The sequence below is a fragment of the Chryseobacterium nepalense genome (assembly GCF_023195755.1).
GTDB classification, from domain to species: domain Bacteria; phylum Bacteroidota; class Bacteroidia; order Flavobacteriales; family Weeksellaceae; genus Chryseobacterium; species Chryseobacterium nepalense.
Genome location: NZ_CP096203.1, coordinates 370,056 through 384,669, shown reverse-complemented (window position 1 = coordinate 384,669; position 14,614 = coordinate 370,056). Strand labels below are relative to the sequence as shown.

Below are 14,614 nucleotides of genomic sequence, written 5' to 3'. Positions count from 1 at the left end.
CAAACTATAAATTGTATATGATTTTTTTTAATTTTATTCTGTAGTGAAGGATGAAGCCGGAAGACCTGATTTGTTTTTTAAATTTCCGTCAGGATTGTCTGCCCAGTCGTAGCGAACTGAAACGGGATCTTTAATTTCATCATTCCAGACAATAATATTTTTACCTTCTGTTTTCGCTTTTGCCCACTGGTATTTTCTGTCTTTACCTGCTATTGCAAAACCTTTTAATTCCGAAACAGGAGCAAAATCATCGGTTCCTTTTTTAAATGAAAGCATAATCTTATTTCCTTCAATTTTCATGGTCTGATAAACAGGTCCGTCTGCAACAATATCTTTTTTATCAGCAATTTTCAATGCCTGCAATGCTAACCTGTCGCCCACTGTTTTTTTATCAAGAGGATGAATATCGTTCCATTCTCCAACATCGATGATTACGGCAAGTCCGGTTTGCGGAACATTGAGCGAAACTTTACGCTGCTGATCTCTGAGTTCTGCCCAGTTGCTTTCGACAGGCTGATTTTTAGCTTCCATAAAATTTGCAAGCTGAACGATCAGGAACGGTGCCTCTTTTTCTTCCCATTTAGAACGCCAGTCGTTGATCATTGTCGTTAAAAGATCACCATATTCTTTCGGTTTTCCGGTGTTGCTTTCGCCCTGATACCAAAGAAATCCTTTTACTTTATAGTTAATCAACGGATTGATCATAGAATTGTACAGCCCGGTCGGTTTCCAGCGGATGAATGTCTGACCCGGAGCCATTTTCTCCATTTTTGCACCTATTTTATATTTCCATGAACCTGTAAGATCGATTTTCTTTCCGCCGATTTCAAGATAATACGGTTTGTCAGCGATAAACTGTCCTTTTCCGCTTCCGTTGGTGATTCTTACGGCAATACTATTTTTACCTTCTTTTAAAACGCCAGCAGGAATATCATACCATCTCGGTGGATATTCATAGGTAACATTTCCTACTTTCACACCGTTGATATAAGTCACATCCGCATCTTTTATTCTACCAAGATTCAGGAAAGCTGCTTTTCCTGCCTCACTTTTTGACAGTGTGATCTCTTTTCTGAACCATACCGAACCTTCAAAGGGTCCTTCCTGATCTTCCCATGATCCCGGAACATTCATTGTTTTCCATGATGAATCATTAAGATCAAAATTTTCCCAGTGCTGGTTTAAACCAATATCACTCTGATCAAGCTCTGTATACCAGGCTCTGCTTAAAGCCTGTTCGTTGGATTCTGTAGATTTTATCAAATCATCATTTTTCCATTTTTCAGCTTCTTCCAGATATTCAGGATATTTTTTAAGGGAATTCGCATCCATCCACGCCTGAACCGGAGAACCTCCCAAACTTGTGTGAATGATCCCTACAGGAACTTTATTTCTTTCATACAGATTTTTAGCAAAAAAATAAGCTACACCCGAAAAATTCTGAATGGTCTGTGGATTGGTGCTTTCCCATTTTCCGCCGTCAAGATCATTCTGCGCTGCTTTAAAATTGTATTTCTGCGGAACCGTAAAAAACCTGATATTCTGATTATTTACTGTTTTCATTTCCTCTCCATACAGCGGTTTTAGACGTCTCATAGGAAGTTCCATATTCGATTGTCCGGATGCAACCCAAACATCTCCGATTAAAATATCTTTAAGCGTAATATCGTTTATGGTCATCACAAACGGTCCACCGGCTTTAAGTTCAGGAAGCATAATGTTCCAGTTTCCTGAATTATCTGCTGTCGCTGAATACGTTTTATTTAAAAATTTAATATATACCTTTTCTCCGGCATCCGCATAGCCCCAGATTTTAAGCTTCTGGTTCCTTTGGAGTATCATTCCGTCTGAAACCAGTGCAGGAAGCCTTACTTTAGCATCAAATAAACAGGCGCTGAAAATGGCTATTATTAGAAATAATTTTGAGCAATATCTTTTCATGGGTTAATCTTTAATTTTTATTGACAGACTTTTGATAGTTCTGCGTCAGCAAACGTACTTCAATGATTTTTGAAGTGGTCATCTGTTCTTCTGCAAAAAATTTTACACTAAGGATTTCTTTATTCTTTTCTGTTTCAGGAATCGGTAAAAGCAGATATTGAGGTGAGTTTCCGGCTTTTCCTTCCAGTTTTTTTGCCGATACATTTTTGCCGTTGATCTCTACATTCAAAGACCGGTTGGCATTCGCATCAAAATATAAAATGTACAAATAAGCAGCATTCTTACCCGGATTTTTCATTCGGTAACTGAACCATCCTTTTGCATCCCGGAAATGACGGTCTTCCATATACCCCGTGTTGGAATCTTTGCTTTCAAAATAATGATCAGACTCCGGTTGCTGCTCACCCAACTGAATTTTATCGACCGTAATGAGATCAAGTTTTCGGGTTTCAGCTTCTTCTTCCGCTTTCTTTTTCTGGATAGATTCAATTTTATCCTGATCAGCCTGCGGCCAGTACAAAATATATCTTTCTTCCTGAATCTTGTAAAACGGCACCAGCTGAAAACCTTTACCAAATTTTTCTTCCGGATATAAACCTGTGAGACTGAATGTAAGATTTTTATTTTCAACCGGTTTTACATGATTGATAACTTCCTGATTATTTCCTAAAATAACCGGAATTTCATTCAACGGAATCTGCGGACCATGCGCAATGTGTCCGCCGCGGCTGTCATCAGCTAATAATCCTTGTTGATCTTCGGTTCCATATGTTGCAGCAAGAACAACAGGCCCGTATTTAAAGGCATAATAATCTGATTTATCAGGCAATTGCTCTGCAGAAAGATGCATCGGAAGATTCATTTCGATCACATCTTCTTTTTTCCATTTCTTAGTTAAAGTAAAATAACCGTTGCCATCCGGCTGTACATTTTGCTTTTTCCCGTTAATTGAAATGTTTACTTCAGAAGGATTTGTCCATTGCGGAGATCTTAGTTTAAGGTTAAAATTTCCTTTTCCGGCCAGATCAACAATCAGTTTGGTAAATGGAGTTTCAGGAAAGTTATTTTCCTGTCTGATCAGGATTTTCTTTTCTGCCCATTTAAGTGTTGATGGAATGAAAAGATTAACATAAAGATCATTATCAGAATGAGCATAAATCATTTCACCATACTTGGCGTGATTTTCCAGTCCGGAACCTACACAGCACCAGAAACTTGTCTGCGGCTGTGAGTATACACGGTAATGACCGGGGCGCATCGGTGTAAAATACACAAATCCTCCTTTATCATAATTTTCAGTAGAAAGAATATGATTATAGAGCGCGCGCTCATAATAATCCATATAATATGACTTGGGCAAAGTTGCGAAAAGCTCTTTGGTAAGTTTCAGCATGTTGTAGGTGTTGCAGGTTTCGGGACCTTCAATGCTTTTAATCATGCTGCTGAAATCATTAACGGGATTAAAATGCTCACTGACGCTGTTTCCACCGATAACGGAAGATCTTTTTTCAGTGACATTGTGCCAGAAAAAATCTGCAGCATTGCTCCACTGCACATTGTTTTCGAGATCTGCAATTCGTTTGTAGCCTATTACTTTTGGAATTTGGGTATTGGCGTGAATTCCTGTAAGCTTATCTTCTCCTAAAAGCAGTGGATTTAGAATGGCCTGATGTGAAAATCTGTGGGCAAGCTGAAGATATTTTTTATTTCCGGTAATTTCATACACATCAGCGAAAACTTCATTCAGTCCCCCATGTTCGCTGCGAAGCATCTCCTGAATCTGTTCATCTGAAAGTCCGGAAACTTCATTCATCATCCAGTCGGTAAGTTGTACCAACATTTTTTTTGCCTTTTCACTTCCGCCATACCAATAGGCATCGCGGAGCCCTGCATAAATTTTGTGAATATTGTATAAAGGTACCCAGCGGTCGTTCAATCCAAAACCTGAAGCGCGAATATTTCCCTCCGAAATTTCTTTCCAGATTTTTTTACCCGAAGGTACCCCTGAAAGATAACCGTTTACGGATGATTGCTGGCAACGGTCAAGCTCATCAATCATATAATCGAGTCTCTGCTTAACCTTTGGATCTCCTGTTGAAGCATACATTAATGAGAGTGCAGAAATATAGTGTCCTCCGATATGTCCGTCCAGGCCTGTATTTTCCCAGTTCGGATAATTTTCAGCTTTTGGCTGCAAGCCTGCTTCCCTGAGATAAGGAGCCAGCAACCTGTCTGGTTCCATAGACATCATATAATTTTTATCAGCCTTCATGGCTTTGTTAAAAACACTTTCCGACAGCTTTACATCTCTCAGCAGGAAATACTGAATTTTCTTATTTACCTGTGCAAAAGTAAATGATGAAAATGCGAATACGATAATGGAGATTTTTCGGTTCATTAATAAATGTTATTTCAACATTTCTAAAATAAAAGAAAGAATTTATATATAAAACATTTTTAAAAATATGAACCGGAGATTGCATATAAAAACAAGTTTTAACAAACTTTAAAAATTATAAACCGATTAAAGCTTATCATAAAAAATAAGATTATTGATGGTATAGAAAATCAGGAACATAAAATTAAATGTTTGTGTACAAAATGAATACATAACATTTGAAAGAAGAGGAAAATAATACATGTAAGAACTTATCGTATTTTTAATAGTAAGGCTGAAAATTTATTTTTTTTTTATCCGGTAAAATCAGACTCAAAAATTAACATAATTTTAACATTAATTTTATATTTGATTAATCAATTTTTGGGAAATAATTACGTCTAAAGACAACATATTTTCTCCCGAAATGTTCTTCAGCATTGCTTTTTTAACCGAAAGAAAATAATTTCATTAAAAAAGTGTGAAAAATACATTTATATATAATCATAAGGGTAAATAAGTTACCTTTGTATAAAATATAAAGATGACCCAGGATTATTCTCAATATCCAAGACATTTGGTAGCCGTTGACTGTATTATTTTCGGCTTTGACGGTGAAAATCTTAAAATTCTTCTTGTGCAAAGAAACTTCGAACCCAAAATGGGAGAATGGTCTTTAATGGGAGGGTTTATCGGGAGTGATGAAACCTCTGATGAGGCTGCACAGCGTGTTCTTAAAACATTGACAGGCCTGGAAAACATTTATCTTGAGCAGCTTAACTGTTATACGCAGATTGACCGTGAGCCTACCGCACGAATCATGTCAATTTCTTATTATGCCCTGATTAATATTGAAAAGAATATCCGTATCAATCAAAAATATAATGCAAAATGGTTTGATCTTCAGGATTTTCCTACTCTCATTTTCGATCATAATGAGATGGTAAAAGATGCTGTTTTAAGATTACGAAGAAGAGCTTCCACAAGACCAATCGGCTTCGAGCTTCTTCCGGAGAAATTCACCATGAAAGATCTGCAGAGTCTTTATGAAGCCATTTTTAATGAACAATACGACAAACGGAATTTCATCAGTAAAATCAATGCACTGGATATTCTGGTAAAAACAGAGGAAAAAGATATGACCTCGTCTAAAAAAGGATCTTTCCTATATCGTTTTGATGAGGATCAATATAAAAAAAAGCTTGCCGAAGGATTTATGTTTAAGATTTAAACATTATAATTTCTTCCCGATCCAGTCTAAGTGGGTATGCTTAAAATCATCCTCAAATTTCAATCCGTATCCGAAAATCCTGTCCATCGCAGCATGTGCAAATAAAATAATTCCAATGAATTCTACAGTCTGAATTTTGAGGTAGAATCCTAAAATCAAAACAAAGATTGCGAGCAATTTATGATGAAAAAAATTGTAGAGCCAGGCTCCTATTTTAGAATTGATTAAATAGCCAATCATCGAGACGTCGGGAAGCAAGAGGCAAAGTGGAAAAAGCCACCACTGAAATCCTATCTGAGTAAAAAGAAAAATAGCAAGACCAAATTGTCCCAATTCTTCAAGCTGTAAAAGATGTTTCATGTCTAAGATTTATAAGACAAATATCTGACAATCCAAAATATGTTTTCTTGACAAAAATCAAGAATTTTGTGCCTTTCGTTTTCTTATTCTACTGAATGTTTCCGGCGTCATTCCCAGAACTGAAGCAATATACTGCAACGGAACCAGATGAAATAATTCTTTATGCTGCTCAAAATACCGATTATACCGTTCTTCCGCCGTCATCGAAAGATGCGAAAAAATACGGTCTTCCATCATTGCAAAACATTTAATAATAAATTGTTTCTCAATTTCAATCCATTTTGGAAATTTCCGGCAAAGTGTTATATAATCTGTTTTTGAAATGGATAATAATTCTGTATCGGAGAAAGCCTGTATTGTCCAGCGATTGGGTTGATTAAAGAAAAATCCCATCAATTCAGTTACGAAAAAATCTTTGGTCGAAAGCCATTGTGTAATTTCTCTGCCATCTTCCGACAAAGCATATACTCGAAGTATTCCTGATTTTACGATACTCAGTTTATTGCAAATCTGTCCGGATTCTGTAAAATTTTCATTCCGGTTCAGCTTTTCTTCTTTAAAAAAAGAATGAATAACTGCTAAATCATCCTGACTAAGCGCCCCGAAATGTTCCTGTACTAACCGGCTGAAATCTTTCATTTGAAAATTCTTCTGCTGCTATTATAATTCAAATAATATCATTCCTGATTAAGATCTCGTTTTAAATTGTCTAAAATATCTTTTGCTGAAGGAATATTTCCAAGATTATTTTTTATCTTTTCAAACAAATCACTGAATCTCGCTTCACCGTTTAGCACTTTTAATGAATATTCAAATGGATACAACGAGAGTACCCCGCCGTCCCTGTCATATTTTAATGTCATAAATCTCAGCGGAAATTCAGGTGTTTTATCATTAAAAAGTTTAAAATCCCACTCATTAACTAAGAAATAAGAAAATGCGATGGTGATTATTAAACCAATCTGTTTGTCGTCCTGATCAAATTGTTTGCAATATTCATAAAATCCCATTCCTTCCTGCACAGCCTGATCGATATTCAGCGGATGGTAAACCGGCTGATCTATAACGGGCTTAATTTTATTGTCAATGAAAAAACTTTCAAGCATTTTAAAGGAGCCGTCTACCAACAGATCATTTTCAGAAAGCTCCTGCTCTGTGTACCTTCCTTTGAAGTATTCTTCAGTATAGACTTCTTTTAATCCCTGAACTTTATGATTTTCGTTGTTTGTCACCTTATTTTTTGAAAAAATTTTTCTGAAGAAACTCATCTAATTTATTTTTATAGTTAACAGTTTTGCGCCAAATATACAAAAGTATTATACAAAACAACTGCAATTTGGATTAAAAATAAAACAGGATATCAAAGACTGATATCCTGCTTATTTTCAAATATTTAAATTTACCAAAACCTTACATAAAGCGCGGTCAGCAAAAGTAATGTTACCACAATCAGAACCAGCGTTCTGTTGTCTACCTTGAACATGGAGGCATCGATAACAAAAGCTTTCGGATTCACTTTCGGGCCGGCAAGACTTATAAGAATCATTACAGCAATGGTAATTACAAACGACCATCCCATGTTGATCAGAAACGGAATTTCCGTAATGGTGTGAACAACTCCTCCTTCTAACTTTTCATAGGTGAAAGCGGTATACAGCCATGTTTCCTTGCCGAAAATATCCACTGCAAAACTGTTGAAGAAAATCGCCAGAACAAATCCTAAGATTACCCCAACTAAAGCCGCCGTTCCCGTTGTTCTTTTCCAGAACATTCCTAAAAGGAACATGGCAAAAACTCCGGGACTGATAAATCCTGTATACTTCTGAATGAAGGTAAACCCACCTTCTCCGCCAATACCTAAAACATCGGTCCATGTAAACGCCAATGCCAGGAACATCGCAATAATGATCGCCCATCTTCCGGTTCTCACCATCTCAATTTCCGTAGCATCTGCTTTCAGGTATTTTTTATAAATATCCAACGTAAAGATCGTTGAAATACTGTTCACTTTTCCAGCCAGCGACGCTACAATTGCTGCAGTAAGAGCGGCTACGGCAAGACCTTTCAGACCCACCGGCAAGAATCCTAAAATAGCAGAATAAGCACCGTCTTTCACTCCATTGAAGCCAGGCAGATGCCCTTTCGTATACAGAACATAAGCTGCAATTCCAGGAAGCATTACGATAATCGGCATAAATAATTTCAGGAATCCCGCGAATAAAATCCCGGTTCTTGCTGTTTTCAGATCAGCTCCTAAAGCTCTTTGTGTGATGTATTGATTGCACCCCCAATAATTTAAATTTACAATCCATTGTCCTGCAAAATACATTGCCAATCCTGGTAAAACAACATATTTCTGAACATTGAGGTTTTCAGGCATAGCCAACGTTGTGGTAGTCGCTTTCGGTTTTTCAAGAATAAGTTTAAAATGCTGCGGTGCTTCATTAATCAGGGTGTTGAAACCTGCTAGTGCATTTCCTACCGCCGCGCCGTTGATTCTCTGGTCAACAATTTGCAAAGCCATATACACCGTAGCAAAACCTCCGATGATTAAAACGGCTACCTGAATTACATCTGTGTAACCGATTACCTTCATCCCGCCAAGTCCGATCAGTAAAGCCATTAAAAGCAATCCGATCATGATGATATGCAAACTTCCTCCGCCAAGCAGTGTATCAATGGCCAGAGCCCCAAGATAAAGAATGGAGGTAAGGTTTACAATGACATACAAAAACAGCCAGAATACCGCCATAATCAACGAAACCGATTTGTTGTAACGGGTTTCGAGGAACTGTGGCATTGTGTAGATCTTATTTTTAAGATAAATCGGAATAAACCACACGGCAATAATAATTAGGGCAATTGCAGCAATCCATTCGTAAGCTGCAACAGCAATTCCTACAAAAAATCCTTCACCGGACATTCCGATGAACTGTTCCGCAGAAATATTTGAGGCAATTAAACTCGCTCCGATTGCCCACCAAGTCAATGAACCTTCCGCCAGGAAATAATCTTTACTGCCTGTTGCTGCAGATTTTTTCTTTTTGTAAATCCAGATTCCGTAGCCTGCAACCACAACAAAATAGATTAGAAATATTATAATATCAAGAGTTGCTAAATTTCCCATATTTTATTTTTTAACTGAGAATTTATAAATTGTTTTCGACTGGTATTTTTGTCCCGGCTTTAACTCTGTAGAAGGGAAACCTGGCTGATTTGGTGAATCAGGAAAATGCTGTGTTTCCAGGCAAAACCCTGTTCTCAATTCATTTTTACCACCGGTTTTCGTATCAAACTTTCCATCAAGGAAATTCCCGGAATAAAACTGAACTCCTGGCTCATCGGTCAAAACCTCCATTACTCTTCCGGATTCCGGATGATAAACTTTGGCAATGCTTCTTAATCCGCTTCCGTTAAGAATCCAGTTATGATCGTAGCCCTTTCCTTTTTTCAACTGATCGTCATCAGAATTGATATCTTTCCCGATTGGTTTTGAAACCGTGAAATCAAATGGAGTTCCTTTTACTGATTTTTGTTCACCTGTGGGAATCAATGTTTCATTCACCGGTGTGAATTTATCTCCATTAATCTGCAATTCGTGGTCAAGAATTGTTTTTGAGAAATTCCCGGAAAGATTAAAATAGGAATGCTGTGTAAGATTTACGATTGTTGGTTTATCTGTTTCAGCTTCGTAAGAAATTTCCAGAGCGTTATCGTCTGTTAGCGTATAAAGAACCGTTGTTGTTAATTTTCCAGGAAAGCCTTCCTCTCCATCTGCACTCGTATAAGTCAGCTTCAATGTTGGAAATTTAGCATCTTTTACAGGCTCAATATTCCAGAATTTGGTGTGGAATCCTTCTTTCCCGCCGTGAAGGCTGTTCGGTCCGTCATTTTTATCGATATTAAAATCTTTTCCTTCCAGAGTAAAATGGGCGTTGGCAATTCTGTTTCCATAACGGCCAATTAAAGCTCCGAAATAATATGGATTTCCATTAAAATAATCTTCAGACCTGGTAAATCCTAGTACAACATCTTCATACTTTCCGTTTTTATCGGGAGCGGTAAGTGAAGTGATAATTCCACCGAAATTGATGACTTCCACCTTCATTCCGTTTTTATTGGTAAGTGTATATTTTTTAATGGAATCCCCTTTTGAAGTTACTCCGTAATCTGAAACCTGTATGTTTTCCATGGATTTTGAATGAGTTTTTGATTGATTTTCCTTTTTATTACAGCCGAAAATACATAAAACGGCAAAAAGAATTATCAGGTTCCTACCTGTTTTTTTCATTTTTCTGAATATTTTGCAAGTTTAACGATAATATATTTCATTCCAGCGAAGTGTATTCTTGAAATCACGGATTTTTGTGTTTTCATCAATCACCAGCGATTCAATACCTGCAATCTCAGCGAAATCTTCCAGTTGCTCCGCACTGATATTTTCGCTGTAGCAAGTATGATGCGCGCCACCTGCCAATATCCAGGCTTCAGCTGCAGTGTACAAGTCAGGAAGTGGTTTCCAAAGCACTCTTGCAACGGGAAGTTTTGGCAATTCTTCGGTGATTTCCAACGCTTTTGTTTTGTTGATTAATAATCTGAAATGATTTCCAAAATCCATCAGTGCAGCATTTAAAGAATCAATATTTCCTCTTGAATTAAATACCAAACGGACAGGATCTGCTTTTCCGCCAATTCCCAATGGATGAATTTCACAAGAAGGTTTGTCAACCGCCAAAACCGGATCTACTTCCAGCATGTGAGAGCCTAAAACGGAAGGATTTGATGGATTTAAATGATAGGTATAATCTTCCATAAAAGCATTTCCACCTTCAAGACCTTGGCCCATTGTTTTCATTGCACGAACTAACGCAGCGGTTTTCCAGTCGCCTTCACCGGCAAATCCATATCCTTTTTCCATTAATCTCTGAACGGCAATTCCAGGGAGTTGCTCCAAGCCGTGAAGGTCTTCGAAAGTATCAGAGAAACCTTTGAAATTTCCGTCTTTCAGAAATTTTTCTAAACCTAATTCAATTCTTGCGGCAACTTCCAGAGATTTTCTGTTTGAACCTCCGGAAAGAAGAGATTCTGCCATTTTGTATGAAGCCTCATATTCTTCAATTAATGTTCTGATTTCACCATCACCAATCGAATTAACAACGCTTACCAAATCCCCGATTCCCCAAGTATTAACCGAAAATCCGAATTTAGTTTCTGCTTCCACTTTGTCACCATCCGTAACGGCTACAAATCTCATGTTGTCACCAAAACGGGCGAATTTTGCACCTTGCCAGTCGTCCCAACCAGCCGCAACTCTACTCCATTCTCCGATTTGTTTCTGAACTCTTTCTTCAGCCCAATGTCCTACAACGACTTTTCTGTTTTTGCGAAGACGGCTCACCATAAATCCGAATTCCCTATCGCCGTGAGCAGCCTGATTCAGGTTCATAAAGTCCATATCCATCGTAGACCACGGAATATCCTGGTTGAACTGCGTATGAAGATGCAACATCGGTTTTTTTAAAGCGGTTAGTCCGCGAATCCACATTTTTGCAGGTGAAAACGTGTGCATCCAAGTTACAATTCCGATACATTCCTTTGCAAAATTAGCAGCAGTAAGTGTTTCGAAAATTTCTTCGGTTGTTTTTACAGTTGGCTTTAAAACAACTTTTACAGGAATCTGGGACGAAGCATTGAACGCTTCCACGATTTTCGCTGAATGCTCTGCAACCTGCGCTAATGTTTCAGGACCATATAAATGCTGGCTTCCGGTGATGAACCAGATTTCTTTCGTATTGAGAGGTGTTAACATATTTTTATAAATGATGATTTATAATTGATAATTAATTTTTATTTTTTCGTTTTTCCATAGGTTTTACCTACGGCTATTAATGTTGAACCCTTCGGGTTCGTTTTTTAAGACAAAGACGATAGCCATAAGCTAAAAGCCAATTGCCAGCCGCCAACTACTGGCCGTAATAGGCGTTTTTGCCGTGTTTCCGTTCGTAATGTTTTTTGATTAATGAATCTTTCAAGCGAGGCGCATTTGGGTTTATTTGTCTTGTGAGATAAGCCATTTCCGCGATGGTTTCCAGGACTTTGCTGTTGTAGACTGCTTTTTCCGCATTTTTGCCCCAAGTGAACGGTCCGTGGTTTCCGATGAGCACCATTTCGACTTCTTCATAAGACAAGTTTTTTTCTTTAAAACAATCGAGAATCTGAATTCCGGTATTGTATTCATAATTGCCTTCGATTAAATCATCCCGCATTGGCGGCGCACAAGGAATATCTGTTGTCAGATGGTCTGCGTGGGTCGTCCCAAAAATCGGGATGTCTAATTGTGCCTGTGCCCAAGCTACGGAATAAACAGCGTGTGTATGCGATATTCCACCAATGTCTTCCCAGTTTTTATACAAGTAAGCGTGGGTTTTGGTATCGGAAGACGGTCTTAGATTTCCTTCAACAACATTGGCATCATAATCCAAAATTACGATATCTTCCGGTTTCAGTGATTCGTAAGGAACACCGCTCGGTTTGATGGCAAAAATCCCTTTATCACGGTCAACCGCGCTTACATTTCCGAACGTATAAACGACCAGCTTCAATGCATCGAGCTGCATATTGGCTTCATAACATTCTCTTTTTAATTCTTTATAGATGCTCATTTTATTTACATATTTGTTGGAAAATCTGTCTTTTAAATTCATAGGTTTCACCTACGGCTATTTATATTGAACCCTTCGGGTTCTCTCCTACGAATCAATCGCGCCTGCTTGGGCAGAACAAAAAAGCGGAGTCCTTTGACAAGGATAAACTACAGACGGATTAAGCTCCCATAATTATTTTAGTTGTTAGTTTTTTGGTTGATGGTTATTAGCTTTAAAATTGCTATAAACTATCAACCGTCAACTTTTTCTTTGATTTAATATTATTTTCGGTAAAATCTGCCAGGATCTGATATTGCTTCATAAATTCTGCATATTTTTCTACCTTTTCTGTTTGGGGGAAATACTCTGCTTCGAAATCGGATCCCATTTTCTGACTTGCTTCCTGGACAGTCGGATAAATTCCTGCCGCAACGGCTGCATAAATGGCTGCACCTAAAGCCGGGGCTTGGTCTGAAGCTGCCACTACAATCGGCATATTCAGGACATTAGCCAACGTCTGCATAATGAACGGTGATTTTCTGGCAACACCTCCAATTCCTATTACTTTATTGATTTTAACGCCTTCATCCTCAAACCGATCGACGATTTTCTTAGCTCCAAAACAAATGGCATTTACCAATGCTTTGAAAATATGAGGTGCTTTTGTTCCCAACGAAAGATTGCTGATCGCCATTTTCAGTTCCTGATTGGCATCGGGAGTTCTTCGTCCGTTGATCCAGTCCAAGGCCACCGGAACAACTTCTGAAAGTGGAATTTTTTCCGCTTCCAAGGTGAGATTACGGATAATATTATTTTCTATTTCTTCTTTCAGCAATTGTTTTTGGTTTTCATCAATCACATTGGAATTCATCAGAATATTGTGAGTCGGCCAAGTGAGAATATCTTTGTACCAAGCCAGAACATCGCCAAATGCAGATTGTCCCGCTTCCAATCCCATCAATCCGGGAATCACTGAACCATCGACCTGTCCGCAAATCCCTTTAACGGTTTTATCGCCGATAAGTTCGTTGGGAGCCACCATAATATCGCAGGTTGATGTTCCCATAATTCTAATCAGCGTATTCTCCTCGACTTTTGCACCAACCGCTCCGGAATGCGCGTCGAAAGTTCCGACAGCAATTACCGTGTTGGTTGTTAAGCCCAATTTTGTTGCCCAATCTTTATTAAGATTTCCTGCAATTTCATTAGAAGTGTAGGTTTTATCATATAATCTGTCACGAAGTTCTGCCAGCGAAGGATCCAGCTGACCGAGAAATTCTTTGGAAGGCAATCCGTCCCACGATTCGTGCCACATAGCTTTGTGACCGGCTGCACAACGGCTTCTTTTAAAAGTTGCTAAATCTTGGTTATCGGAAAGCAAAAACGTAAGGTAATCGCAATGTTCCATCCAGCTGTAGGCTGCATTTTTCACCGCTTCATTTTCTCTGTTGATGTGAAGGATTTTCGCCCAAAACCATTCAGAAGAATAGATCCCGCCTTCGAATTTTGTGTAATCTTCGCCACCCCAGTTTCTAGCCAGATGATTGATTTCTTCAGCTTCATTAATTGAAGTATGATCTTTCCACAGCACCATCATTGCATTGGGATTTTCTGAAAACTCAGGTAAAAGGGATAATGCAATTCCTTCTTTATTCACAGGAAGCGGTGACGAACCTGTCGTATCAATACAAATGCTGACGATATTTTCAGGCGCAACGCCACTTTCTTTTACGACAGTTGAAATGGTTTTTTCCAATCCTTCGATATGGTCGAGCGGATGCTGACGAAATTGATTTTTTTCCGGCTTACAGAATTTTCCTTCTTTCCATCTTTTGTAATAGCTTACGGAAGTCGCTAATTCTGCCCCATTTTCCGTATCAATCAAAACGGCCCGAACAGAGTCTGTTCCGTAGTCTAAGCCGATAACGTATTTTTTCATTAAACGAAAGTGATTTATTTGATTATTTGTTTTAGCTCTTTTTAAAATAACAGATGCAATGGATTACATTATGCAAAGATTTTTCATTAAGTTTTAATTTACCTTAAAGAATTCTTCAGTTT

At 38.1% G+C, this 14,614-nt stretch carries 11 protein-coding genes; 1 reads left to right on the top strand and 10 read right to left on the bottom strand.

The annotated features are described in order from the left end of the window. Positions 1 to 33: 33 nt before the first annotated feature. Positions 34 to 1,941, bottom strand: a complete 1,908-nt coding sequence (locus tag M0D58_RS01465) for a sialate O-acetylesterase (RefSeq protein WP_248393000.1) — start codon at positions 1,939 to 1,941, stop codon at positions 34 to 36. 10 nt (positions 1,942 to 1,951) lie between these two features. Further along, complete coding sequence (locus M0D58_RS01460; protein ID WP_248392998.1) at positions 1,952 to 4,339, bottom strand: glycoside hydrolase family 127 protein; 2,388 nt, start codon at positions 4,337 to 4,339, stop codon at positions 1,952 to 1,954. A gap of 523 nt (positions 4,340 to 4,862) precedes the next feature. Between M0D58_RS01460 and M0D58_RS01455 the strand changes: the two genes are divergently transcribed. Continuing rightward, on the top strand, positions 4,863 to 5,549 hold the full coding sequence (locus M0D58_RS01455) for an NUDIX hydrolase (RefSeq protein ID WP_248392996.1): 687 nt from the start codon (positions 4,863 to 4,865) through the stop codon (positions 5,547 to 5,549). 3 nt (positions 5,550 to 5,552) lie between these two features. Here M0D58_RS01455 and M0D58_RS01450 read toward each other — a convergent pair whose 3' ends face one another. The 8 genes from M0D58_RS01450 to M0D58_RS01415 form a co-directional block, all read right to left on the bottom strand. Further along, on the bottom strand, positions 5,553 to 5,909 hold the full coding sequence (locus tag M0D58_RS01450; protein ID WP_248392994.1) for a DUF4260 domain-containing protein: 357 nt from the start codon (positions 5,907 to 5,909) through the stop codon (positions 5,553 to 5,555). A 57-nt stretch (positions 5,910 to 5,966) separates the two neighbouring features. Then, positions 5,967 to 6,548: a Crp/Fnr family transcriptional regulator gene (locus M0D58_RS01445; protein WP_248392992.1), complete on the bottom strand. Its 582-nt coding sequence runs from the start codon at positions 6,546 to 6,548 to the stop codon at positions 5,967 to 5,969. 38 nt (positions 6,549 to 6,586) lie between these two features. Then, entirely contained in the window at positions 6,587 to 7,177 is a 591-nt protein-coding gene (locus M0D58_RS01440) for a hypothetical protein (RefSeq protein WP_248392990.1), read from the bottom strand. A 131-nt stretch (positions 7,178 to 7,308) separates the two neighbouring features. After that, a complete protein-coding gene (locus M0D58_RS01435) occupies positions 7,309 to 9,036 on the bottom strand; it encodes a sodium:solute symporter family transporter (protein ID WP_248392980.1) in 1,728 nt (575 codons plus the stop codon). 3 nt (positions 9,037 to 9,039) lie between these two features. Beyond that, on the bottom strand, positions 9,040 to 10,200 hold the full coding sequence (locus tag M0D58_RS01430; RefSeq protein ID WP_248392978.1) for an aldose epimerase family protein: 1,161 nt from the start codon (positions 10,198 to 10,200) through the stop codon (positions 9,040 to 9,042). Positions 10,201 to 10,221: 21 nt separating this feature from the next. Further along, positions 10,222 to 11,718, bottom strand: coding sequence for an L-arabinose isomerase (gene araA, locus M0D58_RS01425; protein ID WP_248392976.1), 1,497 nt, complete (start codon positions 11,716 to 11,718; stop codon positions 10,222 to 10,224). Between the two features lie 154 nt (positions 11,719 to 11,872). Continuing rightward, the gene (locus M0D58_RS01420; RefSeq protein ID WP_248395004.1) at positions 11,873 to 12,571 is read right to left on the bottom strand and encodes an L-ribulose-5-phosphate 4-epimerase; all 699 of its coding nucleotides are present in this window, start codon (positions 12,569 to 12,571) and stop codon (positions 11,873 to 11,875) included. Between the two features lie 223 nt (positions 12,572 to 12,794). Beyond that, a complete protein-coding gene (locus tag M0D58_RS01415; RefSeq protein WP_248392974.1) occupies positions 12,795 to 14,492 on the bottom strand; it encodes a ribulokinase in 1,698 nt (565 codons plus the stop codon). Positions 14,493 to 14,614 lie beyond the last annotated feature (122 nt).

Coding starts and splice junctions, on each gene's coding strand:
- M0D58_RS01460 (WP_248392998.1), bottom strand. CDS start 4,339: ATGAACCGAAAAATCTCCATTATCGTATTCGCATTTTCATCATTTACT.
- M0D58_RS01440 (WP_248392990.1), bottom strand. CDS start 7,177: ATGAGTTTCTTCAGAAAAATTTTTTCAAAAAATAAGGTGACAAACAAC.
- M0D58_RS01455 (WP_248392996.1), top strand. CDS start 4,863: ATGACCCAGGATTATTCTCAATATCCAAGACATTTGGTAGCCGTTGAC.
- M0D58_RS01420 (WP_248395004.1), bottom strand. CDS start 12,571: ATGAGCATCTATAAAGAATTAAAAAGAGAATGTTATGAAGCCAATATG.
- M0D58_RS01465 (WP_248393000.1), bottom strand. CDS start 1,941: ATGAAAAGATATTGCTCAAAATTATTTCTAATAATAGCCATTTTCAGC.
- M0D58_RS01430 (WP_248392978.1), bottom strand. CDS start 10,200: ATGAAAAAAACAGGTAGGAACCTGATAATTCTTTTTGCCGTTTTATGT.
- M0D58_RS01435 (WP_248392980.1), bottom strand. CDS start 9,036: ATGGGAAATTTAGCAACTCTTGATATTATAATATTTCTAATCTATTTT.
- M0D58_RS01415 (WP_248392974.1), bottom strand. CDS start 14,492: ATGAAAAAATACGTTATCGGCTTAGACTACGGAACAGACTCTGTTCGG.
- M0D58_RS01450 (WP_248392994.1), bottom strand. CDS start 5,909: ATGAAACATCTTTTACAGCTTGAAGAATTGGGACAATTTGGTCTTGCT.
- M0D58_RS01445 (WP_248392992.1), bottom strand. CDS start 6,548: ATGAAAGATTTCAGCCGGTTAGTACAGGAACATTTCGGGGCGCTTAGT.
- araA (WP_248392976.1), bottom strand. CDS start 11,718: ATGTTAACACCTCTCAATACGAAAGAAATCTGGTTCATCACCGGAAGC.